We start from the raw sequence: 23,497 nt of genomic DNA on the forward strand, positions 1-23,497 counted from the left end.
GCATCACGCCAGCTGCGGTTTCAGCAGGCTCGTCACTGATAACTGCTTGCGCGGCGCGGCAGCCCGGGCTGCCGGCCGGGCTGCCGCGCCGGCCGCCACACTGCGCACCAGCTGGAAGGAATCGACCAGCGTCGCCAGTTGCACGGCCTGCTGCTGCATGCCGGCCGCGGCGGCGGCGGCCTGCTCGACCAGGGCCGCATTTTGCTGCGTCACGTCGTCCATCTGGGTGATGGCCTGGTTGATTTGTTCGATACCCTCGCTCTGCTCCTGGCTGGCCGCCGTAATGTCCGCCATGTAGCCGGCCACCTGGCGCACCGACTGCTCGATATCGCCCATCGTCTTGCCGGCATCCTGCACCAGCCGGCTGCCCGCCCCCACCTTGTCCACCGAATCGCCGATCAGCACCTTGATTTCCTTGGCCGCCTGCGCCGAGCGGTGCGCCAGGCTGCGCACCTCGGACGCCACCACGGCAAAGCCGCGCCCCTGTTCCCCGGCCCGCGCCGCCTCGACGGCCGCATTCAGCGCCAGGATATTCGTCTGGAAGGCGATGCCGTCGATCACGCCGATGATGTCGACGATCTTGCGCGAGCTGTCCTGGATTGAGCCCATGGTGGCAATCACCTGCGACATGGCTTGTTCGCCCTTGTGCGCGGTCTCGGAGGCGGTACTGACGAGGCGGTTCGCCTCGCGCGCATTGTCGGCATTCTGCCTGACCGTGCCGGTCAGTTCTTCCATGGACGACGCCGTCTCTTCCAGTGCGCTGGCCTGCGACTCCGTGCGCCGCGACAGGTTCGCATTGCCTGCGGCGATTTCCTCCGCGCCGCGGCCCACCACGCCCGTCGATTCCTTGATTTGCCCGACCAGCAGCTTGACGTTCGTCTGCAGGACGCGCAGCGCCTGCGCCACCGCCGTCAGTTCGTCGTTGCCGCTGGCGCTGATGTTGCCCGACAGGTCGCCCGCGCTCATGCGCTCGATATCGCCGCGCATGCGCTCCAGCGGCACCACGGCCGCGCGCTGCACGGTGTAGCCGCCGGCCGCGCACGACACCACGCCGCAGAGAGTGCTGAACAGCATCGGCATGCCGGCGTGTCCCGACGCCACATAGGAGATGGCCGGCCCGGCAACGAACAGCAGCGCCAGCGAGCCGAACACGAGGGACATCCGGGCGCGCAGCGTCAGTTGCGCCAGCGGATTCAGGCGCCGCACGAGCGAGCGGTGCATGGCCACGCCCTCGCGCACTTCCAGCGTCGTGCCGCCTTGCTTGATGGCCTGGTATGCCTGCTCGGCAGCGGCCACCTGTTCCCGGCTGGGCTTGACGCGGATCGAGGTGTAGCCCACCATCTGGCCATTTTCCAGCATCGGCGCGGCATTCGCTTCCACCCAGTAGTAATCGCCATTCTTGCAGCGGTTCTTGACCATGCCCGTCCACGCCTTGCCGCTCTTGATGGTGCGCCAGAAGTCGGCGAAGGCCTCGGCCGGCATATCCGGATGGCGCACGATGTTTTGCGGCGCGCCGATCAGCTCCTCGGCCGAAAAGCCGCTGATATCGATGAAATCCTGGTTGACATAGGTGATGTTGCCCTTCAGGTCAGTCTTCGATACCACCGTCTGACCGTCATGAAGCACATATTCCCTGTTCGTTACCGGCATATTTGTACGCATTTCTGTCTCCCCTGTCCTACACAAGCGAATGGCGGCGCCACCCGAAAAGAAGCGGGCTCGCGCCCTGGCCTGAACAACACTGCTCTTTCCTGCACAGATCCTGACAAGTGACGAGAGGCGCCTTGCCAACAACTTGCCTCTATTTGCCATCTTTTTGACTTAGATCAAATTCATTTTGCTCCATGATTTAACCAATTACAACATTTAAATAAAAAATTTAAACGAATTTATCACTTTTGAAATGATGACAAATGGATAGATTTTCGCCTCAACAGAGGAAAAACACAGCGTCTCGAGGCAATATTGCAAACAAGACGGCAGTTGCACGGCAAACACAAATCATTAAAATCATGAAATTCATTGCATTCTATTTTATTTGAGGTATGATGATTGATATGGGGAAACGAAAACGATGCGACGACATCGTGCCTTTCGCCACTCGGGAAATCCGCACCAATGGAGATACGCATGAACAAAGTCCTGGCCTTGCGCTTGCTCGACGCCGCAGAAGACGCTGCCGTCATCATCGACACCGCTTCACGCATCCAGTATGCGAACGACGCCATGTATGCGCTGAGCGGCTATGCGCAAGGCAGCCTGGCGGGCCAGCAGATCGAGGCGCTGCTGCCGGATGCCGTGCGCGAGCAGCATGGCGCGCAGATCGGCGCCTATCTGGCCGGCGAAAAGAAGTCCAGGGTACTCGGGCACAAACGCCATTTCGCCATTCGCCACCACGACGGCTCCATGCTGCCCATCGTGCTCAAGGCCATGGACCTGGGCAAGCTCGGCGACGAAAACTACATGGGCGCCTTTTTCATCGACCAGCGCCGCGAGCGCGCGCTCGAACAGCAGAATGCGGCCCGTTGGCAGCAGTTGCAGCGCATCGCCCTGAGCGACCCGCTGACCCATCTGCCCAACCGCCGCGCCTTCGAGGTCGAAGCCGTGCGCGCGGCCGCGCGTGCCAGACGCGCCCACACCCCACTGGCCATCGGCATCGCCGACATCGACTTCTTCAAACACGTCAACGACCAGCATGGCCATGCCGCCGGCGATGCCGTCCTGCAAACCATCGCCGCCGTGTTCCAGTTCCAGGCGCGGGCCTCGGACGTCGTCGCCCGCGTGGGAGGCGAGGAATTCGGTTTCCTGTTCCCGCATACGAACATGAGCATGGCCTGCCAGGTGGCCGAGCGCATACGCCGCGCCGTGGAAGAGACGCGTTTCGAGTTCGGCAAGCTGTCCATTCCGGTGACGATCAGCATCGGAATGGCGCCGCTGCCCGACAACGGCGACTGGAAGGCGGCCTTCATGCAAGCCGACGCCGCGCTGTACCAGGCCAAGAATAATGGCCGCAACCGCGTCGAGCAGGCTTGAATCCCGCCCGACACCCTTCGCAGTTTCATGCATCACGCAGCACCTGACAGGAGCAAGCACATGGAAACCATCACGACACATGCCGCAGCAGCGAGCCAGCTGGCGCAAGCGGATGCCCGGGAATTGCTGGTCTTCGGACTCGGCAAGGAAGAATATGCGATCGACATCGGCCTGGTGCAGGAAATCCGCGGCTACGGCGCCGTCACCCGCATCGCCAACGCACCCGCCTTCCTCAAGGGGTTCATCCACCTGCGCGGCAGCATCGTGCCGCTGGTCGACCTGCGCATCGCGCTGGGCCAGGCCGAACCCGCGTACGACGCCTCGACCGTGGTGATCATCCTGATCTTCGCGCATGGCGCCACCGGCATCGTGGTCGACCGCGTGGCTGACGTGGTGCCGCTGGCGCCGGCGCAGATCAAGCCGCCGCCGCAGCTGCACGGCTCGGCCATGGCCGGCCACGTGACGGCCATCGGCGCCCTCGACGAGCGCATGCTGATCGTGCTCGACATCGACAGCCTGCTGGCGGGCATGGGCATGCACGCCATGGGCAAGCTGGCCGCCTGAGGCGGCTGTCGCCGTCCCGCCCGCCATCTGACCGCCATCCGCCGGAGACACCATGAGCATCCTGATCGTCGATGACAACGACACCAACCTGAGCCTGCTGGCGACCCTGGCGGGCAAGGCCAGCAGCATCGAACCCGTCTGCATGAACGATCCCGTCGATGCGCTGTACTGGTGCGAGTCGCATGTGCCGGACCTGGTCTTGCTCGACTACCGGATGCCCAGCCTGTCGGGCAACGAGTTCCTCAGCATTTTCCGCAAGATGCCGGGCATGGCCGACATCCCCATCATCATGGTGACCACCGAAAACGACCACGCCGTGCGCAAGCAGGCTTTTTCGCTGGGTGTGACGGAGTTTCTCACCAAGCCTGTCGACACCATCGAGTTCAGCCTGCGCGTGCGCAACCTGCTGGCCCTGCGCACGGCGCAAACCATGCTGGCCGACCGCGCCAAGCTGCTCGAACACGAAGTGGAACAGGCGATCGCCAACGTCACGGCCAGGGAGATGGAACTGGTTACGCGCCTGGCGCGGGCGGCCGAATTCCGCGACCCCGAAACGGGCGCCCACATCATGCGCATGGCGCGCTACTCGGCGCTGATCGCCAGGGAGCTGGGCCTCGACGCACAATGGCAGGACCTGCTGCTCAAGGCGGCGCCCATGCACGACGTGGGCAAGCTGGCCACGCCCGACCATATCCTGCTCAAGCCGGGGCGGCTGGACCCCGATGAGCTGGCCATCATGCGCCAGCACGCGAAAATCGGCGGCCATATCCTCGCCGGCAGCGACTCGCCGCTGATCCGCCTGGCCGAGGAAATCGCCTGCGGCCACCACGAAAAATACGACGGCAGCGGCTATCCGGACGGCCTGGCGGAGGAGCAGATACCGCTGTCGGCGCGCATCGTCGCCGTGGCCGACGTCTTCGACGCGCTGAGTTCGGAGCGCCCGTACAAGCCGGCCTGGCCGTTGGCCCAGGCGCGCCAGTACCTGGAGCAAAACAGGGGCAGCCATTTCTGCCCGCGTTGCCTCGACGCCTTCCTGGGCGCCTGGGACGAGGTGCTGGCCATCCGCGACAGCCTGCCCGACCCCGTCCCGCAACACGCCCACCCACTGTAAGCGAGGAGCCCGCCATGCGCGTGCAACAACTGATCCTGAAAAACCATGCCGACTTCGATGCCGCCCTGGCGCCCCTGGCCGCCATGGCGCCCGACCTGGTGCTGGTGTTCGGCGCCTGCCCCTACTTTGCCACGCCCGGCCTGAACGCGGCGCTGCGCCGCCAGCTGCCCGGCGCCGTCATCGCCGGCTGCTCCACGGCCGGCGAGATCGCCGGCAAGCGCGTCTACGACGACAGCTGCGTCATCACGGCCATCCGCTTCGCCCGCACGACGGTGGCGATTGCCGACGCCATCATCTGCGACATGGCGGACTCGCACGAGGCGGGCGAGCGCCTGGCGCAGGCGCTGCCGCAGGACGGTCTGACGGCCGTCTTCATGCTGGGCACGGGCGTGGCCATCAACGGCAGCGCCCTCATCGCCGGCCTGCAGGCGAACCTGCCGCCGGGCGTGACGGTGTCGGGCGGGCTGGCGGCGGACGGCGGCGCCTTTCGCCAGACCTGGACCCTGGGTCCGCGCGGCGCGGCCGACAATACCATCGTCGCCGTCGGCCTGTACGGCGAGCATATCCGCCTCGGCTACGGCAGCCATGCGGGCTGGGAGGCGTTCGGCCCCGCGCGCAAGGTGACGCGCTGCGTCGACAACGTGCTGTATGGCCTCGATGGCGCGCGGGCGCTCGACATCTACAAGCTGTACCTGGGCGACCATGCGCGCGATCTGCCCGCGTCGGGCCTGCTGTTCCCGTTTGAAATGCTCACTGCCGCGCATGAAAAAAGCAATGTCTTCCGCACCATCCTCGCCGTCGACGAAGAACAGGGTTCGCTGACCCTGGCCGGCGACATCCTCGCCGACGGCTACCTGAAGCTCATGCATTCCAGTACCAACCGGCTGATCGACGGGGCCGAGACGGCCGCGCGCGGCGTCGTGCCCCATGCCGATGCGCAGGGCGACCAGCTGGCCCTGCTGGTCAGCTGCGTGGGCCGCAAGCTGGTGATGGGCGACCGGGCCGAGGAAGAGGTCGAAGCGGTGGCCGACCTGCTGGGCGGCGCGTCCTGTATCGCCGGTTTTTACTCCAACGGCGAAATCGGCATCGCCCAGCCGCATGGCAGCTGCCAGCTGCACAACCAGACGATGACCGTGACTGTGTTGAGCGAAGCATGAACCGCACCCTCGCCCGCCAATTGAACCGCGTCTGCGATATCGACTCGGAAAGCGCCTGCGCCGCCTTGCTGGAACAGGCGCAGGCACTGTGCGGGAAAGCGGACACGCCGCGCGAACTGGCCGGTTTCCTGGCCGGCTTGCCAGCCCTGCTGCAGCGCATCGACGGCGCCTACGATCAGTCCGAACGCGACCTGGACTTGCGCTCGCGCAGCCTGGAACTGAGTTCGAATGAACTGAGCATGACGAATGACCTGCTGCGCACGGAACTGGCCAGCCGCAACCGCGTGATCCAGTCGCTGCGCGTGGCGGCCGTGCGCCTGCTCGACAACGACGAATCCGGCCTGCACCTGCCGCAGGAAGGCGATATCGAGGGCCTGTCGGTGCTGCTGGCCGAACTGGTGGCGCAGCAGGAGCTGCGCCGCATCGAACTGCAGAACCAGCGCTTTGCGATGGACCAGCACGCCATTATCAGCGTCACCGATACGGCCGGCGTCATCATCTACGTCAACGACAAATTCTGCGCCATCAGCGGCTTCGCGCGCGAAGAGCTGGTCGGCCAGACGCACCGCCTGATCAACTCGTACACGCATCCGGACGCCTTCTTTGCGCAGATGTGGCAAACCATTACGGCCGGCCGGGTCTGGCATGGCGAAATCTGCAACCACGCCAAGGATGGCGGGCAGTACTGGGTGGACGCCACCATCGTGCCCTTCCTCGACGCGGCCGGCAAGCCATACCAGTACATCGCCATCCGCACGGAAATCAGCGACAGCAAGCGCATGGCCGAGACCATCGCGAAAAGCGAGCGCGAATACCGCAACGTCGTCAACAGCCTCAATGAGGTGGTCTTCCGCACGGATTTGCGCGGCGCCTGGACCTTCCTCAATCCCGCCTGGCACACCATCACCGGCTTCGACGCCGCCGACAGCCTGGGCAAGCATATCCTGCAATTCGTCGATGCGCGCGACCGCGAGCGCGCCGCGGCCGGCCTGGCCCAGCTGCTGGGCGGCCAGGTGGACAGCATGCGCCATGAAGCGCGCTATGTCACCCGCGACGGCGACGTGCGCTGGATCGACGTGTGCGCGCGCGCCGAACGCGATGGACTGGGGCAGCTGGCCGGCATCACCGGCAGCCTGACGGACATCACGGAGCGGCGCCAGGCGGCGCGCGAGCTGCGGCACAACCTCAACTTCGTCGATGCGCTGATCGAGACCATTCCCATCCCCTTGTACCTGAAGGACGTGCACGGCCGCTACCTGCGCGCCAACCGCGCCTTTTGCGCCTTCTTCCATCTCGACCAGGCGCGCATCGCGGGCCTGACGGTGGCGGACATCCTGCCGCAGCAGCAGGCGCAGCAAGCGCGGCAGCACGACGTGGCGCTGCTGCAGGACCGGGGCAACCACACATATGAAGACCGGGTGATCGTCGGCACGCGGCAGGTCGATGTCCTGTGCAGCAAGGCGGCCCTGCTGAAGTCCGACGGCAGCCTGCACGGCCTGGTGGGCACCATCGTCGACATTTCCAGTCAGAAGGCGGCCGAGCGCGCGCTGCTGCTGGCCAAGGAAGTGGCCGAATCGGCCAGCCGCTCGAAGAGCGAATTTCTGGCCAACATGAGCCACGAGATCCGCACGCCGATGAACGGCATCCTGGGCATGACGGACCTGGTGCTCGATTCCGACCTCGATGCCCACCAGCGCAAGTACCTGGAAATCGTCAAGGCCTCGGCCGACGCCCTGCTGTGCATCATCAACGACATCCTCGATTTCTCGAAGATCGAGGCGGGCATGCTGACCCTGGAAAGCATCCCCTTCGACCTGCACCGGTTGCTGCAGGAAACCATGCGCGCCCACGCCATGCGGGCGCAGGCCAGCGGCCTGGAACTGGTGCTCGACGTCGATCCCGCGCTGCCGCACACCCTGCTCGGCGACCCGGGCCGGCTGCGCCAGGTACTGACCAACCTGGCGGGCAACGCCATCAAGTTCACGCCGCAGGGCGAAGTGGTCGTCAGCGCCCGGCTGCGCGCCAGCGGCGACGGCATGGCCCGCCTGCGCCTGTGCGTGCGCGACACCGGCATCGGCATCGCCGCCGACATGCAGGAGGCCGTCTTCGACGCCTTCCAGCAGGAAGACGGTTCGACCACGCGGCGCTTCGGCGGCACGGGCCTGGGCCTGTCGATCACGCGCCGCCTGGTGACGATGATGGGAGGCCGCATCGGCCTGTCGAGCGAACTGGGCAAGGGCAGCTGCTTCACCGTGGACCTGGCCTTGCCCATCGGCGAACAGCAGCCCTTGCCGTCGCCCGGTGCCTCGCTGGCGGGACGCGCCATCCTGCTGGTCGACGACAATCCCAGCAGCCTGACCATCCTGCGCCGGATCTTCGAGCACAGCGGCGCCATGGTCACGGCCTGCGAGTCCGGCGAGGCGGCGCTGGAGCACTGCCGCGGCGCCTTGCCGGCGGACTGCATCATCATGGACTTCGCCATGCCCGGCATGAATGGCTTCGACACGGCATCGGCGCTGTCCGCCCTGCCCCACTGGAGCCAGGTCCCCGTCGTCGTGCTGTCGTCCTGCGGCAGCCTGGGCGACGCGGCGCGCTGCCGCGAACTAGGCATCGACGGCTACCTGCTCAAGCCTGCCAGTCCCGAGGAATTGCTGGCCATCACCATGAGCGTGCTGGGCACCTGCCGCGGCATGCCCAGCGCCGCGCCCGTGGCGACGCGCCAGACCGTAAGCGAAGGCACGCCCGGCCTGGACATCCTGCTCGTCGAGGACAACGCCATGAATCGCGAACTGGCCACCGTGCTGCTGTCGAACGCGGGCCACCGCGTCACGCATGCGGCCAACGGCCGCATCGCCCTCGATTGCCAGGCCGCCGGCCATTTCGACATGATCCTGATGGACCTCCAAATGCCGGAAATGGGCGGTTTCGAAGCCACCGCGCAGATACGCGCGCGCGAAGCGCAAGGCATGCCGAGAAGCGTCATCATCGCCATGACGGCCAGCGCCTTCGAAGGCGACCGCGAACGCTGCATCGCCGGCGGCATGGATGACTACCTGTCCAAGCCGTTCCGCGCGGCCGCCTTCCACAGTCTGATCGAGCAGCATGTGCTGAAAATAAACAAGCACACGCCGCGCTTCGGCTACGGCGCCGCGCTGGCCGAGGCCGACGCCGACGTGATCGGCATCATCGGCGCATCGTTCCTGACCGCCCTGCCGGCGCAGCTGGCGGCCTTGCGGGCGGCCATGCAGGAAGGCGACCGGGCCACCGTGAGCCGGCAAGCCCACACCCTGGCCGGCCTGCTGGCCAACTTCCGCGCCGCGCCGGCCGTCGCCATCGCCGCCGCCATCGAGCGCGAAGCAGCCAAGGCGCCGCAGGACGCGTTGCTGGCGCGCCTCGATGCGCTGGAAGAGCAGTTGCGCCTGTTTGTGCAGGAAACGGAGGCGGCCATCCAGGCGGCAAGCCACATGCTGCACGCATCCGGCCAAACTTGATGTAGATCATAATTTTTTAAACAAGCTCTTGCTATCCTGTAAAAAAATGACAGGAGCCGTGGATGAGCAAGACGCAGCCGAGCGATGCGCAGCACAACGTGGAACATGAGCGCCTGGGCAGCGCCTGGCAAGGCGTACCGGCGCCCGACTACCCGGAAAGCGCGCCGGAAGGCGCCTCCCTGGACCTGCTGCTGAATGCCTGGCTGGGCAAGTTTACGGGCGGTATTTCGCCGGCAGCGCTGGGCAACGCCTATGCCGACTGGCTTAGCCATCTGGCGCTGGCGCCATCGAAACAGCAGGCGCTGCTGCAGGAAGCGTGGAAGAAGATCGGCCGCTGGCAACAGTACGCCATGCAATCGGCCATCGCTGGCGGCGCCGCCGAGCCGCCATGCATCGCGCCGCTGCCGCAGGACCGGCGCTTCGAAGACCCGGCCTGGCGGCGCTGGCCCTACAACCTCGTCTACCAGGGCTTCCTGCTGCAGCAGCAATGGTGGCACCGCGCCACCACGGGCGTGCGCGGCGTCGCGCCGCACCACGAGGATGTCGTCACGTTCACCGTGCGCCAGTGGCTCGACATGCTGGCGCCGTCGAACTTCCTGCTGACCAATCCCGTGGTGCAGCAAGCCACCCTGGCAAGCGGCGGCGCCAACCTGACGCGCGGCATGATCCACGCGGCCGAGGACTGGCAGCGCGCCGCCATGGGCGCGCATGCGCCCGACCGGCGCACGTATCAAGTGGGCGTGAACGTGGCCGTCACGCCGGGCAAGGTGGTCTACCGCAACGACTTGATCGAATTGATCCAATACGCGCCCGCGACCGCCAGGGTGCATGCGACGCCCCTGCTGTTCGTGCCGGCGTGGATCATGAAGTTCTATATTCTCGACCTGTCGCCGCGCAATTCGCTGGTGCGCTACCTGGTGGGCCAGGGCCACACGGTGTTCATGATTTCCTGGAAAAATCCGCTGGAAGAAGACCGCGAGCTGTCGCTGGAAGACTACCGTCAGCTGGGCGTGATGGAGGCGCTCGACGCCGTCATCCGCATCACGGACGCGCCTCAGGTGCACGCGGCCGGCTATTGCCTGGGCGGCACCCTGCTGGCGATCGCCGCCGCGACAATGGCGCGCGACGGCGATATGCGCCTGGCCAGCCTGACCATGCTGGCCTCGCAAGTGGACTTCAAGGAGCCGGGCGAACTGTCGCTGTTCATCGACGACAGCCAGGTCAGTTTCCTGGAAGCGGCCATGTGGAAGCAGGGTTATCTCGATACGAAACAGATGGCGGGCGCCTTCCAGCTGCTGCGCTCGAACGACCTGATCTGGTCGCGCCAGCTGCGCCATTATCTGCTTGGCCTCGACGAACAGGACAGCGACCTGATGGCCTGGAATGCGGATGCCACGCGCATGCCCTGCCGCATGCATTCGGAATACCTGCGCCGTCTGTTCCTGCACAACGACCTGGCCGAAGGGCGCTACCGCACGGCGGGCCGCCACATCGCCCTGCCCGACATCAAGGCGCCCGTCTTCGCCGTCGGCACCCTGACGGACCACGTGGCGCCGTGGCGCTCCGTCTACAAACTGCAGCTGCTGACCGACACGGACGTCACTTTTTTGCTCACCTCGGGCGGCCACAATGCGGGCGTGGTCTCGCCACCGGGCCAGCCGCACCGCAGCTACCAGCTGGCCACGCACCGCCACGACGCGCCCTACATCGACGCGGACAGCTGGCAGCGCGAGGTGCCGCACCATGACGGTTCGTGGTGGCCCGCCTGGCAAGCCTGGCTGGCAGAACGCCCTGGCGCGCAAGCGGCGCCGCCGGCCATGGGACCCGACCTGGGCGATGCGCCGGGCAGCTACGTGCTGCAGACCTGACAACCAACAACCGAGGAAAACGCCATGCCCTACACCACCCTGCTGGTCCACGTTGACAATTCCCGCCATTGCGCCCAGCGCATCCGCCTGGCCGTGCGCCTGGCCGTTGCCGAAGGCGCGCACCTGATCGGCTCGGCCATGAGCGGCATTTCGCGCTACGCATATGGCGGCGGCGTCAACGCGCTGCAGTTTGCACCGGCGCAGATGCAGGCGCTGCGCACGCAGGCCAGCGAGGCCTTGCACGACTTCGAGCGCATCGCCCGCGAGGAAGGCCTGGGCACCTACGAAACGCGCTTCGTCGACGACGACGCGCAAGGCGCGCTGCTGCTGCAGGCGCGCTATTGCGACCTGCTGATCCTGGGGCAAACGGATGCGCAGGATACGCCGTCGCGCGTCATCGCCGGCACGGCCGAATACCTGATGCTCCATTGCGGCCGGCCCGTGCTGATGGTGCCGCACGCGCCTTGCGCCGCGCCAGCGGCCATCGCGCAGCATCCGCTGCTGGCCTGGAACGGCAGCGCCGAAGCGCTGCGCGCCATCACCGATGCGCTGCCGCTGCTGCAGCGGGCCCGGCAAGTGACCCTGGCCGTCGTCAATTCGCACGCCCAGCCGGCCGCGCACGGCGAGCAGCCGGGCGCCGACCTGGCCTTGTATCTGGCGCGCCACGGCGTCAACGTCGAGGTGCTGCAGCACGACACGCCGCCGGGCCAGGACGTGGGCACGGCCCTGCTGGCCATGGCGGCCCAGCGGCACTGCGACCTGGTCGTGATGGGCTGCTACGGCCACATGCGCCTGCGCGAGGCGCTGCTGGGCGGCGTCACGCGCACGGTGCTGCAAGAGATGACGTTACCGGTGCTGGTGTCGCACTAGCGGGGCCGGCAGGCCATCGGCCTTCCTTCACGGGAGTACGGCATGAGCAGCGCATCGGCCGCCAGCACGCGTTGCCACGCCCGCCGCCTGCTGTTGCCAGGCACGGCCGCATTGACGGCCCTTCTGCCTTCGGCGACCCGGACCGCAAGCATAAACCCAGCAGCCACGCCTCGCTGACCTCGCGTCCCGTGGAGTTGGCCGCGCTGATCCTCGAGGCGGCTGCGGCGGTGCTGGTGAAATAGGCAAAAAAGAAGGCTCCCGGGTTACAGGAGCCTTGTGGCGCCGGACAGGCAATGTGGTCCGCACCGGCAGCTCTGGGGTACAGCGCTGGCCGGACCGCTATCCACGCCAAGGAGGTTCAGCCACCTGCCGTCAACCGCATTGCCATGCCACTTCATCGTAGCAGCTGATTGCGCGGCAAAACTCTCCAATATTTGCATGCCGGCCATCTGCCGCTACAGCCACCCTTCGCGCTTCAGGCGCCGGTGCAGCCAGTAGCAGCCGGCGATGATGACGACGATCACGGCCGGATAGCTGCCGCGCCACTTCAGTTCCGGCATGAATTCGAAGTTCATGCCGTACAGGCTGAAGACCATGGTGGGCACGGCCAGGATGGCGGCCCAGGCGGCCAGGCGCTTGACGACCTCGTTCTGGCGGATCGAAATCTGCCCCAGCGCCACCTGCATGGCCGAATTGACCAGCTCGCGCATCTGCCCCGCCGTGTGCGTGACCCGTTTGACGTGGTCGAGGATGTCGCGGTAATAGATGCGGTTTTCCTTGGGCACGATATCGCCATGGAAACGGATCAGCTGGGTGCAGATGTCGTGCAGGGGATTGACGGCCGCATCGAGCTTGAGCAGCTCCGTCTTGAGCTGGTAGAAATCCTGCAGCTTGTCTTCGCTCAGGCTGGGCTTGAACAGCTGCAATTCATAGTGCTGGAAACGGGCCTGCAAATGGTCGATGCACGGCTGGTACTGGTCGACGATGAAATCGATGATGGAATACAGCACGTAGCCGGGGCCGCTGGCCAGCTTCTCGGGCACGCTTTCCTTGCGCTCGCGCAGCTTCGCATAGCCGGCCGAAGGGCCATGGCGCACCGTGATGATGAAGCGGGGGCCGAGAAAGACGTGGGTTTCGCCGTAGACGATGGCGTCGCCGTCCAGGGTGGCCGTGTGCATCACCATGAACAGCGTGTCGCCGTACTCTTCCAGCTTGGGCCGCTCATGCGCGCCCTGCGCATCCTCGACGGCCAGTTCGTGCAATCCAAAGGCCGATTGCAGCGCCTGCATGGCCGTGGCGTCGGGGCTGGCCATGCCGATCCAGACGAAACAATCGGGGTCGCCAAGAAAGTCGCCCACCTTGTCGATGTCGAAGTGGGCGATCTTCCTGCCGTCGCGATACGCTTCGCAATTGACGACGGCGGCGTGGGTACTGAGGTCCATGGTGATTTTCGGCTGGTGGCGGCAATATTATTGGGGGGCCAGTATAGCGGAAATGCCATGATGGCCATGCCCACTGAGCCAGCGCATTGACATTCGGGCGCGTCAATGTAAAATGAGAACCATTCGCATTTAAGAAGGGCCTGCATGCGCCAGCGGCACGGGACTTCCGCGCCAACTGGAGTGTGCCGTGACGTATGCCGTATCCCCTGCCGCCGATCCTGTCGCACTGCTGTATGGCCAGCACCATCCCTGGCTGCTGCGCTGGCTGCGCGGCAAATTGTCCTGCACCGATCATGCGGCCGACCTGGCGCAGGATACCTTCGTCAAGCTGCTGGCCACGCCTGGCGAACCTGCCGCCACTCTGCGCGAACCGCGCGCCTACCTGACCACCGTGGCGCGGCGCCTGCTGATCGACCACTACCGCCGCCAGTCGCTGGAGCAAGCCTGGCTGGCCACCCTGGCGCAGCTGCCCGCGCCCGCCGCGCCATCGGCGGAGGAGCGTTTGCTGATCCTGGAAACGCTGCACCAGATCGATGCCATGCTCGACGGCCTGGGCGCGAAGGTGCGCACGGCCTTTTTGCTGTCGCAGCTGGAAGGCATGGCGTATGCGGACATCGCCGCGCGCCTGAACATCAGCGAGCGCACCGTCAAGCGCTATATGGTGCAGGCGTTCGAGCAATGCATCCTGCTGCTGGCCTGACATGGGCGCAACCCTCGATGCGCGCGCCGCGCGCGTGGCGGCGCACTGGATGATGCGCCTGCAAGGCGGCGAACTGGACGCTGCGGCGCAGCAGGGCCTGGCCCGCTGGCGCGCCGCCCACCCCGACCATGAAACTGCCTGGCAGCGGGCCGAGCAAGTCTGCCGCACCTTCGGCATGCTGCCACCGCCGCTGGCCATGCCGGTGCTCGACCGTCCGTCCGGCGCGCCGCGCCGCGCCGCCCTGAAAACCCTGGCCCTGCTGATCGCCGCCGGGCCAGGCGGCTGGGCCATGCTGAAAGTGCCGCCGTGGCAGGCATGGACGGCGGACCTGCGCACGGCAACGGGCGAATTCCGCCATCTTGCCTTGCCCGACGGCAGCGCCTTGAGCCTGAACACGGCCAGCGCCGCCGACCTCGGTTTCAGCGACGCGCTGCGCCTGGTCCAGCTGCGCGCCGGCGAACTGCACGTGGCGACCAGCCCCGATCCGCTCCAGCGTCCGTTCATCGTGCGCACCAGCAACGGCAGCATCCGTGCCCTCGGCACGCGCTTCACGGTGCGCCAGGAAGACAGCCTGTTCGGCGCGCGCACCCAGGTGGCCGTTTCCCAGGGCGCCGTCGAAGTGCGGCCCGCGAAAGGCCTGCCCGTCATCGTGCAGGCGGGCTGGCAAGCCAGTTTCGACGAAGCGGCGGCCAGCGCGCCGCAGCCGCTGGCGCCGCATGCGTCCGCGTGGACCAAAGGATTGCTGTACGCAGACGATACGCCGCTGGCCGACGTGCTGGCGCAGCTGAGCCGCTACCGCCACGGCGTGGTGCGCTGCGACCCGGCCGTGGCGCGGCTGCGCGTGTCGGGCGTGTACCAATTGCATGATACGGATAAATTATTATCACTATTACAAGCTTCGCTACCCATCCGCGTGCAACGCCACAGCCGCTGGTGGATTTCCATCGAACCCGCATCAATATTTTAAAAAAATGTCCCTTTCGCGCATGTGCCCCGTCAATCCACACAGGACCAACACATGAACGAAGGGAAACAAGCAATGAAGCACTACCGCAACACCAGCATGACCCTGGCCCTGTTGGGCAGCCTGGCCCTGACGCCGCCCGCATTCGCCCAGCATCAGGAAGCGCCCGCGCGCCACTACCAGGTGGCAGCCGGCCCCCTCAGTACCGCCCTGTCCGCCTTTGCGGCCGAGGCGGGCGTCAGCATTTCCGGCGCCGCCAGCCTGTACGCGGGCTTGAACAGCCGGGGCTTGAGCGGCAATTACCAGGTGTCCGACGGCTTTGCCCGCCTGCTCGACGGCAGCGGCCTGATTGCGGTCGACCAGGGCGGCGGCCACTACGCCGTGCGCAGGCTGCCGTCCGCCAGCGAGGCAACCACCCTGCCCGGCATCGCCGTGCGCGCCACGGCCGAGCGCAGCACCAGCACGGAAGGGACGCATTCGTACACGACGCCGGCCACGGCCAGCGCCACCGGACTGGTGCTGTCCTTGCGCGAGACGCCGCAATCGGTCAGCGTCATCACGCGCCAGCGCATGGATGACCAGGACTTGCTGACGGTGCGCGACGTGCTGCGCAATACGCCCGGCATCGCCGTCAACCAGTTCGACACGGAGCGCAGCACCTTTTCCGCGCGCGGTTTCGACGTCGACAATTTCCAGTACGACGGCGTGCCCACCACGTATAAGGTGCAGTATTCGGGCGGCGAATCGGAAATGGACTCGCTGATCTACGACAGGGTCGAAGTGACGCGCGGCGCCACGGGCTTGCTGACGGGCGCCGGCTACCCGTCCGCCTCGATCAATCTGGTGCGCAAGCGGGCCAGCGCCAGGCAGTTCGAGGGGCAATGGTCGCTGGCGGCCGGTTCCTGGAGCGATTACCGGGGTACCGTCGACCTGGCCGCGCCGCTGAACGCAGACGGCTCCGTGCGCGGCCGCGTGGCGGGTGCCTGGCAAGACCGCAAGTCGTTTACGAATGGCTATTCGAACCAGCGCCAGCTCGTCTACGCCACCGCCGAGGCGGACCTGGCGCCCGGCAGCGTCGTCATGGTGGGCGCCAGCTACCAGAAGAACGACCCGAAAGGCAGCAACTGGGGCGGCTTCCCCCTGTGGTACAGCGACGGTTCGCGCACCGATTTCGACCGTTCCGTCACCACGGCGCCCCGCTGGGCCGCCTGGGCCACCGAGCAGACGAATGTGCACGCCACCGTGGAACACGCGCTGGGCCAGGGCTGGAAGGCGCAGGCGCAAGCCATGTACAGCAAGCACACGGAAGACACGCCGCTGCTGTTCCTGGCCGAACGGCCCGACCGCATCACGGGCCTGGGCATGCTCGGCTACCCGAACCGCTACATCGGCTCGCGCGACCAGAGCAGCGCCGACCTGAAACTGTCCGGCCCATTTACCCTGGGCGGACGCGAACATGAAGTCATCGTGGGCGCCAATTACACGGTGCAGCACGCCGAATTCAGCGTCAAGGAAGCGCTCGATCCCGAACCGATCGGCAATTTCCTCGCCTGGGATGGCAGCTACCCGCAGCCGGCCTGGGGCGAGCCCGTGCTGTCGGAGAAATACACGACCAGGCAATATGGTGCCTACGGCGCGGCGCGCCTGAACCTGGCCGACAGCACCAGACTGATCGTCGGCGGACGCCTGAGCCGCTGGGACAAGGACCGCATCGGCTATGACGGCAGCGCCCGCTTCGCCTTCGCCAAAAGCAAGTTCGTGCCCTACGCGGGCCTGGTGGTCGACCTGAACGACACGTATTCGATGTATGCCAGCTACACGGACATCTTCCGCCCGCAGGAAAACCAGGACCGCGCGGGCGCCTGGCTGGACCCGCTGACGGGCCAGAGCATGGAAGTGGGCGTGAAGGGGGAATTTGACGGCGGCCAGGCCAACGGCTCCATCGGCCTCTTCGAGATCAAACAGGACAAGCTGGCCCAGCCCGACGGCGCACACCGGGTCCCCGGCACCACCACGCAAGCGTATTACGCGGCGCGCGGCGCCACCAGCCGCGGCATCGAGGGGGAATTGTCGGGCCGCCTGGCGCCAGGCTGGAACGTGACGGCCAGCGCCAGCCACTTCCGCGCCAAGGACCGCGAGCAGCAGGATATCAACACCCTGTCGCCCCGCTCGACGGCGCGATTGTTCACCACCTGGAAAGTCCAGCCCGGCCTCACCGTGGGCGGCGGCGTCAACTGGCAAAGCAAGTTCTACTTTGACGATGCGGGCCCGAACGGCAAGGAGCGCGTCACGCAGCAAGCCTACAGCACGGTCAGCCTGATGGCCACGTACCAGCTGTCACGCCAGCTGACGGCCCAGCTGAACGTGGAAAACGTGCTCGACAAGAAATACATCAACATCAACACCTATGCGCAAGGCACGTATGGCGCGCCGCGCAGCGTGCGAGGGACCTTGACGTACCGGTTCTGATGTAGCAGTCCCTCGTTGGCGTGCGCGCAGGGCGGGCACTGGTAGCAACACGATTCGTGCCTATCTGAGCTCGTCCACATGCGCGGTCGCGTATTTCACGTGCAACTCAACGTTAAAAATCGGCATATCGCATCGCTTCCATTCAGATGAATTCATGCGAACATCCGCTATACATGGCCCCGCCAGAAGAGGAACATGCTCAGCTTCTGTATTCAATCGTCCTTCCGACACGATCTTGATATTGTCGTCATGCATTACCTTCCTGATTGCGTTCGCAATCACCCGGGCGCGTAACTGCGCCTGCTGCACATACTTATTGCCATCTTTATCCTTGGGAAGGACCACATCCTTGCCAACGCCTTGCACCAGCACCAGCATGCTGCGCGGAACACCGGCGCCACGCACTGTCAGGACGGCGTCGTGCAGCCGCTCCAGCATATGAGCATTCAACTCGTCACCACGCGATGCCAATCCCAGCTCATGCGTCAGTTCGAAACACATATCGATCGCCGGACTGCTGGTAATGACACGCAATGACGCCGAATCAAAACGGAGGATAGTTTCTCTCCGCACCACTTGTTCCGTGCCGAAGATCGTCGATCGATCCGGTCCTCGCAGGCTGAAACTCACAAGAGAGGTAGTGCCTATGCCTGTCCACAATACATCCGCACCGTGCAATAACAGTCGCCCTGCTGCAGTGCGACGACAGTCCAGAATGGGCCTGCCGATCAATTCGCTGGCGCGTTCAACCGCATCCAATTCCGCCTCAGCTACCTCGATACTGACGTTCGGGCTGCGAATACCCATGGCTTCGAAAGCCAACTGCGACAATCTGGTGGGGCCAGCGTAAAAGAGTACGACGGCAAGGGGCAAGAAAAAGAAAAAGAAAAAGAAAAAGAAAAAGAAAAAGAAAAAAGCATATTGCCACCAAACAATTGGACGTAGGGAGCCGCGCGCAACCGCGTCTGCCGGCCAGCCTGATTTCACCGCAATCAGCATCCACAAGGTGAAAAGACCGGCCAGGAAGAAGCCTATCCATAACAAGGTAAAAACCATCAAGCCTTTGACGAGAACAAGACTCAACATCACGATGAATACAATAATGGAAAATAACACTGGAAAGGCGCCACGCAGCGGACCCGGAATGTTATTTAATGGACTGCTGCTACTTCTCGTCGCTGCCTTGCGAAACTGACGTATTCTTGTGGGAATCCAACGCAAGCCGGGCCACCAGCGAGAAGTCGGAAGGGCCGCTATTTCCTGCATATATCGCCATGGACGAAACGACGATAATTTTTTACGCCTGAACCGGCATTTACGCCTTAGCCAAATGGCAAGCTGCAGCACCCAAAATGCCGAGAAAGTGCCATACATCCAGAATAAGCCATATATGAAACTGAAGGCCAGCGCAATGAACACAAACAAAGTTACCTCGCCTGGCGCCAAGGCGGAAGGGAAAAATTGAATTGAAAACAAATATGAAAAGATGACGATGGCCCCAATGGCAAGGGCTATCTTGTAGGCCAATGATGCCAGGTGATTGACGTTTTCCAAGCGTGCGGCATTGGCATCGTTTCTCTGTGGCACCTCAACTGGCGTTGGCGCTTCTGTCGGCGGGGAGGATTGATTTCCGGATAACATACCCCTCCCCCCGTTGACATAATGGACCATGACACTGCACAAAGGACGTTGCACAGGCGTATATAGATCTAAAAATCAGACCTCCAGTTTGCAAAATAATTCACGCCTCACTAAAAATAGCAGCACGCCACTGTTTGGCGCATGGATAGACGATGCAACGCCCCTGCAGCCCTGCCCCATTCCCCTGCCGCATCCCGACGGCAACTGTTATCAATAGCGGTAATTCAGGCTCAGCATGGCATTGCGCGGGTCGCCGTAACTGACTCTGCGGCCCGTGCTGATGCCGTAGTAAGCGCGGTCGGTCAGGTTGTTGAGGTTGAACGACAGGGCAAGCCGGCCGGAGAGCTGGTAGCGCACCATGGCGTCGAACACGGCATACGAGCCCTGGTGCACGGTGGTCATGCCGCCGCGCACGGCCCGGGTCTGCTGCCAGGTATGCGATTGCCAGCGGGCGCCGCCGCCCACGGTCAGGCGCGGTATCGGCTGCCAGGTGCTGTACAGGCTCAGCTGGTCTTCGGGCGCCAGGGTATTGACCTTGCCGCCCGCATCGCGCGCCACCTTGTGCGTGTAGCCGGCCTGCAGCTGCCAGCCCGGCATCAGCTGACCCGACACTTCCAGTTCCACGCCGCGCGAACGCACGCCGTCGATGGCGCGGTAGGCGTCCATGCCCGTCACCTTGTTGACCGCATCGACGGACTCGGCGAAGTTGTCCTGCCGCACCTCGAAGGCGGCCGCGCTGGCGTTCAGGCGGCCGTTGAGGAACACGCCCTTTACGCCCGCCTCGATATTCTTGCCCAGCACGGGGTCCAGGGTCCTGTTGTCGACATCGCGGCTGTTTTGCGGACTGAAGATGTCGCTATAGCTGGCAAACGCCGTCAAATTCGGCGCGAAGTCCCACGTCAGGCCCGCATACGGCGTGAAGATGGACGACTCGTCGATGTCGGCCGTGGGGTTGACGTAGGACGACAGGCGGCCGCCCAGAATCACGTGCACGCCTTGCGGCAGCGAAAAGCGGCCCGTCGCGTACACGGCCTTCTGGCGGATGACTTCGCGCGCCGTGTCCAGTACCCACTGCGGCTCTGGCACCTCGCCACGGTAAGTATAGATATTGTCGACCTTGATGAAGGAATACGGGCTGAAGACGTCGTCCGACTGCTTGCGGTAGGCGTTCGCGCCCACCACCAGTTCATGCGTGCGGCCCAGCAGGGAAAACGGGCCCTTGGCGTACACGTCCAGGCCATTGCTGGTGGCGTCGCTGTTGTACTGGCGCGCCGTGACGGCCGTGCCGCTGCCGTCCGCCTTCGGAAAACCGTCAAGGTAGGCGACGGGCGCATACAGGGCGTTGGCCTGGTGGATCAGGCGCAAATTGGCCAGCCAGCCATTGTCGAAGGTGTGCTCGAGCGAAGCGAAGACGGATTTGGCCTCCGTCTGCTGCGTGCTCCAGGTGGGCGCGCCGTTGAACGAGCGGGGCATGGTGAAACGCTTGCCGTCCGCGTCGAACAGCGGTGCGCCGCCCCAGTCGCTATTGCGCGGCACCGTGTGCTGGTAGTCGGCGCCCACGGTCAGCAAGGTGCGCGGCGACAGATCCGCCTCCAGCGTGCCGTACGCCAGTTCGGAGCGGCGCTGGTAGCGGTCGACGAACGAGTGCTTGTCCTGGTAGGACGCGACGGCGCGCGCGCGCACGCTGCCGCTGGCGTTCAGGGGACCGCCCACGTCCGCCATGCCGCGGTAATTGCTCCACGATCCGGCCGACAGGTCGGCCAGCGCGCGCAATTCGCGCGTGGGTTTCTTGCGGATCAGGTTGACGGTGGCGCCCGGCGTGCCGGCACCGCTCATCAGCGCATTCGCGCCCTTCAGCACCTCGACCCGGTCGTACAGATCCATATTGGCCAGCGATTCGCCCAGGTTCAGCGAGGCGTCGCGCGTCCACGGCAAGCCGTCGTAGCTGAAATTGTCGAGCGAAAAGCCGCGCGCATAATAAATCGTGCGCTCGCTGTCGATGTGCTGCACATACACGCCCGGCGTGTGATTGAGCACCTCGCTCAGCTGCACCAGGCCGAAATCATCCATCTGCTGGCGCGTCACCACGCTGACCGCGTGCGGCGTCTCGCGCGGCGACAGCACCAGGCGGTTCGCCGTGCTGACGGCGCCCGTCGTGTAGGAACCCGTGTCCTCCGTCACCTGGCCCAGGTAGTTGGTGGTGATGACCACTTCCGGCATGGTCACCTCAAGCTGGGCGGCGGCCTGCGGCGCGGCTTGCGCGGCGCTTTGCACGGTATACACGCCGCTGTCCGTCTTCAGCAAGGCCAGCCGCGTGCCCTGCAAGGCGCGGCGCAAGGCTTGCTCCGCCGTGAAATCGCCGTGCACGGCCGCACTGCTGACGCCGCGCGCCAGGTCCGCATCGATGGAAATGCGCACGCCGCCACGGCTGGCAATGGCGATCAGACTGGCATTGAGGGGCTGGGCCGGCACATCGTAGCGCATGGTGGCCGACGTGACGTGGGCCGGTGGCGTCTGCGCCAGGACGGTGGGCGCGGCGCAGGAAAGTAACATTACAGCCAGGGGAATCTGGCGCATCAACAATGGTGGCATGCTGGGACTCTATCTTGATGGTGAAGGAAAAGTGGGGCTACACCAGGTATGAGTCGCGGCGCGCCGAAAGTGACAGTGCCGGCGCAAAAAATATCTCAGCTTGTCTTCAGGTCGAGTCCCGTCCACCAGCCGCCAGGGCCCTGGCGCAAGGTCAGGGGCAGGGTTTCGGCCAGGGCCAGCAGGGTGGCGCCGCTGTCGTCGAGCGAATAATTGCCGGACACGCGCAGCGCCGCCGCCTGCGCCGTGATGTCGATGTAGCCGTGGCGGTACGGGCGCAAGGCGGCCACCACGTCGCCCAGCCGCTCATCGACGGCCACCAGCATGCCCTGCTCCCACGCCGTCGCCTGCCCTGCCGCCATGCCGGGCAGCAGGGTCAATCGATCCTCGTCAAACCGCGCCGCCTGGCCCTGGCGCAGCACGCGCGCCAGGCCTTTGCCGGCCGGACGCACGTCGAGATCGCCCCGCACGGCCAGCGCCACGGTGCCGCGCGCTTCGCGCCGCAGCATCAGCTCGCCGCCCAGCGCCGTCACCGCGCCATGCGCGCTGCGCAGCACGAAGGGCGCGTTGGCAACAGGTGCCACGCGCGCCAGCAACTGGCCCTGGCGCAAGGCGACTTGCCGGTGTTCATGACGGACATCCGTATCGGCCGAGGAGCGGGCGTCGAGGGTCAGCACGCTGCCATCGGCCAGCGTGTAGCGGCCCCGCCGGGCCGTGGCCGTGTGCAGGTCCGCGCTCCAGTCCGGCAAAAACGGGCTGCCGCGCAGCAGCCAGGCGCCGCCGAACGCCGCGCCCGCCAGGCACAGGACGCCCTGCAGCCATTGGCGCCGCTGGTCATCGTGCCGCGCGGCGCGCGCCAGGGTATGCCCGACGGCCGCCGCCCCGCCCGCTGCCTGCAGCGGGCCGACGCTGTGCTCGACAGCCTGCCCCAGCGTACGCCAAGCGGCCGCATGGCGCGCATCGGCGGCCAGCCAGCGGGCGAAGGCCTGGCGCTGTCCTTCGTCCGCTTCGCCCGAACTGAGTTCGACCAGCCAGCCGATGGCGGCATCCTGGACGGACGAAGCAACGCTCATGCCGCGTCCGCCACCGCCAGGCAGCAGCGCAAGCCCTGCGCCATGTACTGGCGCACCATGCTGGCCGACACGCCCAGGCGGGCGGCGATCTGCGCATACGTCAAGCCGTCGAGCTGACTCATCAGAAAAGCGCTGCGGGCCTTGGCGGACAGGGTATCGAGCGCGCGCGACAGGCGTTCCAGCGCTTCGAGCAGCACGGCGCGTTCCTCCGGCGACGGCTGGACGGCATCGGGCAGCAGCGCCAGGGTCTCCAGATACGCCTGCTCGATATCGCGCCGCCGCCACTGCTGCAGCAAGATGCTTTTCGCTACCGTCGTCAGGTAGGCGCGCGGCTCGCGGATGGCGGACAATCTTCCCGCATGCAGCACGCGCACAAAGGTTTCCGACACCACATCCTCGGCTTCCGCCCGATTACGCAAGCGCAACAGCAAGCGCTGCAGCAGCCAGCCCTGGTGGCCCGTAAAGAGGCTGGCGGCCAAGGCGGCGTCATTCGGGGGAAAAGAAAAGGCAGACAAGAGCGGATCC

General features: G+C 65.4%; 17 protein-coding genes. 11 read left to right on the forward strand and 6 right to left on the reverse strand.

All coding sequences use genetic code 11. The features are described from left to right. Nucleotides 1-3: 3 nt before the first annotated feature. On the reverse strand, nt 4-1,662 hold the full coding sequence (locus AC1RBA_RS05485; RefSeq protein ID WP_492417063.1) for a methyl-accepting chemotaxis protein: 1,659 nt from the start codon (nt 1,660-1,662) through the stop codon (nt 4-6). A gap of 468 nt (nt 1,663-2,130) precedes the next feature. On the opposite strand from AC1RBA_RS05485, the gene AC1RBA_RS05490 reads away from it, so the two are divergent. The 8 genes from AC1RBA_RS05490 to AC1RBA_RS05525 all read left to right on the forward strand — a co-directional run bounded on the left by AC1RBA_RS05490 (nt 2,131) and on the right by AC1RBA_RS05525 (nt 12,336). Continuing rightward, a complete protein-coding gene (locus AC1RBA_RS05490; RefSeq protein ID WP_070288158.1) occupies nt 2,131-3,033 on the forward strand; it encodes a GGDEF domain-containing protein in 903 nt (300 codons plus the stop codon). Between the two features lie 60 nt (nt 3,034-3,093). Continuing rightward, nucleotides 3,094-3,597, forward strand: coding sequence for a chemotaxis protein CheW (locus tag AC1RBA_RS05495; protein WP_121669266.1), 504 nt, complete (start codon nt 3,094-3,096; stop codon nt 3,595-3,597). Nucleotides 3,598-3,649: 52 nt separating this feature from the next. Then, the gene (locus AC1RBA_RS05500) at nt 3,650-4,708 is read left to right on the forward strand and encodes an HD domain-containing phosphohydrolase (RefSeq protein ID WP_070313614.1); all 1,059 of its coding nucleotides are present in this window, start codon (nt 3,650-3,652) and stop codon (nt 4,706-4,708) included. A gap of 14 nt (nt 4,709-4,722) precedes the next feature. Next, entirely contained in the window at nt 4,723-5,865 is a 1,143-nt protein-coding gene (locus tag AC1RBA_RS05505; protein WP_070288155.1) for an FIST signal transduction protein, read from the forward strand. Then, nucleotides 5,862-9,356 (forward strand): PAS domain S-box protein, encoded by a 3,495-nt coding sequence (locus AC1RBA_RS05510; protein WP_492417066.1) that lies wholly within the window; start codon nt 5,862-5,864, stop codon nt 9,354-9,356. The genes AC1RBA_RS05505 and AC1RBA_RS05510 overlap by 4 nt, the downstream gene beginning before the upstream one ends. Before the next feature lie 62 nt (nt 9,357-9,418). Further along, a complete protein-coding gene (locus tag AC1RBA_RS05515) occupies nt 9,419-11,224 on the forward strand; it encodes a PHA/PHB synthase family protein (RefSeq protein ID WP_492417067.1) in 1,806 nt (601 codons plus the stop codon). A gap of 24 nt (nt 11,225-11,248) precedes the next feature. Continuing rightward, nucleotides 11,249-12,094 (forward strand): universal stress protein, encoded by an 846-nt coding sequence (locus AC1RBA_RS05520; protein ID WP_070217867.1) that lies wholly within the window; start codon nt 11,249-11,251, stop codon nt 12,092-12,094. A gap of 71 nt (nt 12,095-12,165) precedes the next feature. Next, on the forward strand, nt 12,166-12,336 hold the full coding sequence (locus tag AC1RBA_RS05525) for a hypothetical protein (RefSeq protein ID WP_492417069.1): 171 nt from the start codon (nt 12,166-12,168) through the stop codon (nt 12,334-12,336). 213 nt (nt 12,337-12,549) lie between these two features. On the opposite strand, the gene corA is transcribed toward AC1RBA_RS05525, so the two are convergent. Next, nucleotides 12,550-13,536 (reverse strand): magnesium/cobalt transporter CorA, encoded by a 987-nt coding sequence (gene corA / locus AC1RBA_RS05530; protein WP_070313610.1) that lies wholly within the window; start codon nt 13,534-13,536, stop codon nt 12,550-12,552. Between the two features lie 187 nt (nt 13,537-13,723). Here corA and AC1RBA_RS05535 point away from each other — a divergent pair, with 187 nt between their 5' ends. Genes AC1RBA_RS05535 through AC1RBA_RS05545 form a run of 3 tightly spaced genes read left to right on the forward strand, consistent with a single transcriptional unit; the run spans nt 13,724 to nt 17,669 of the window. Then, the gene (locus AC1RBA_RS05535; RefSeq protein ID WP_492401632.1) at nt 13,724-14,236 is read left to right on the forward strand and encodes a sigma-70 family RNA polymerase sigma factor; all 513 of its coding nucleotides are present in this window, start codon (nt 13,724-13,726) and stop codon (nt 14,234-14,236) included. 1 nt (nt 14,237) lies between these two features. Further along, on the forward strand, nt 14,238-15,203 hold the full coding sequence (locus AC1RBA_RS05540) for a FecR domain-containing protein (RefSeq protein ID WP_492417071.1): 966 nt from the start codon (nt 14,238-14,240) through the stop codon (nt 15,201-15,203). Between the two features lie 51 nt (nt 15,204-15,254). Next, a complete protein-coding gene (locus AC1RBA_RS05545) occupies nt 15,255-17,669 on the forward strand; it encodes a TonB-dependent siderophore receptor (RefSeq protein ID WP_492417072.1) in 2,415 nt (804 codons plus the stop codon). A 60-nt stretch (nt 17,670-17,729) separates the two neighbouring features. On the opposite strand, the gene AC1RBA_RS05550 is transcribed toward AC1RBA_RS05545, so the two are convergent. The 4 genes from AC1RBA_RS05550 to AC1RBA_RS05565 form a co-directional block, all read right to left on the reverse strand. Continuing rightward, complete coding sequence (locus AC1RBA_RS05550; RefSeq protein ID WP_492417074.1) at nt 17,730-19,310, reverse strand: hypothetical protein; 1,581 nt, start codon at nt 19,308-19,310, stop codon at nt 17,730-17,732. Nucleotides 19,311-19,520: 210 nt separating this feature from the next. Further along, entirely contained in the window at nt 19,521-21,902 is a 2,382-nt protein-coding gene (locus AC1RBA_RS05555) for a TonB-dependent siderophore receptor (RefSeq protein ID WP_492417076.1), read from the reverse strand. A 95-nt stretch (nt 21,903-21,997) separates the two neighbouring features. Then, entirely contained in the window at nt 21,998-22,972 is a 975-nt protein-coding gene (locus tag AC1RBA_RS05560) for a FecR family protein (RefSeq protein ID WP_492417077.1), read from the reverse strand. Continuing rightward, entirely contained in the window at nt 22,969-23,487 is a 519-nt protein-coding gene (locus AC1RBA_RS05565; protein WP_070313604.1) for a sigma-70 family RNA polymerase sigma factor, read from the reverse strand. Before AC1RBA_RS05565 ends, AC1RBA_RS05560 begins: the two co-directional genes overlap by 4 nt. Nucleotides 23,488-23,497: the final 10 nt, after the last annotated feature.

This window comes from Janthinobacterium sp. GW823-FHT03B06 (genome assembly GCF_058796955.1).

What these genes read in the sequence shown, in the direction of transcription:
- AC1RBA_RS05485 (WP_492417063.1), bottom strand. Translation starts at nt 1,662, where the DNA reads ATGCGTACAAATATGCCGGTAACGAACAGGGAATATGTGCTTCATGAC.
- AC1RBA_RS05490 (WP_070288158.1), top strand. Translation starts at nt 2,131, where the DNA reads ATGAACAAAGTCCTGGCCTTGCGCTTGCTCGACGCCGCAGAAGACGCT.
- AC1RBA_RS05495 (WP_121669266.1), top strand. Translation starts at nt 3,094, where the DNA reads ATGGAAACCATCACGACACATGCCGCAGCAGCGAGCCAGCTGGCGCAA.
- AC1RBA_RS05500 (WP_070313614.1), top strand. Translation starts at nt 3,650, where the DNA reads ATGAGCATCCTGATCGTCGATGACAACGACACCAACCTGAGCCTGCTG.
- AC1RBA_RS05505 (WP_070288155.1), top strand. Translation starts at nt 4,723, where the DNA reads ATGCGCGTGCAACAACTGATCCTGAAAAACCATGCCGACTTCGATGCC.
- AC1RBA_RS05510 (WP_492417066.1), top strand. Translation starts at nt 5,862, where the DNA reads ATGAACCGCACCCTCGCCCGCCAATTGAACCGCGTCTGCGATATCGAC.
- AC1RBA_RS05515 (WP_492417067.1), top strand. Translation starts at nt 9,419, where the DNA reads ATGAGCAAGACGCAGCCGAGCGATGCGCAGCACAACGTGGAACATGAG.
- AC1RBA_RS05520 (WP_070217867.1), top strand. Translation starts at nt 11,249, where the DNA reads ATGCCCTACACCACCCTGCTGGTCCACGTTGACAATTCCCGCCATTGC.
- corA (WP_070313610.1), bottom strand. Translation starts at nt 13,536, where the DNA reads ATGGACCTCAGTACCCACGCCGCCGTCGTCAATTGCGAAGCGTATCGC.
- AC1RBA_RS05540 (WP_492417071.1), top strand. Translation starts at nt 14,238, where the DNA reads ATGGGCGCAACCCTCGATGCGCGCGCCGCGCGCGTGGCGGCGCACTGG.
- AC1RBA_RS05545 (WP_492417072.1), top strand. Translation starts at nt 15,255, where the DNA reads ATGAACGAAGGGAAACAAGCAATGAAGCACTACCGCAACACCAGCATG.
- AC1RBA_RS05550 (WP_492417074.1), bottom strand. Translation starts at nt 19,310, where the DNA reads ATGTTATCCGGAAATCAATCCTCCCCGCCGACAGAAGCGCCAACGCCA.
- AC1RBA_RS05555 (WP_492417076.1), bottom strand. Translation starts at nt 21,902, where the DNA reads ATGCCACCATTGTTGATGCGCCAGATTCCCCTGGCTGTAATGTTACTT.
- AC1RBA_RS05560 (WP_492417077.1), bottom strand. Translation starts at nt 22,972, where the DNA reads ATGAGCGTTGCTTCGTCCGTCCAGGATGCCGCCATCGGCTGGCTGGTC.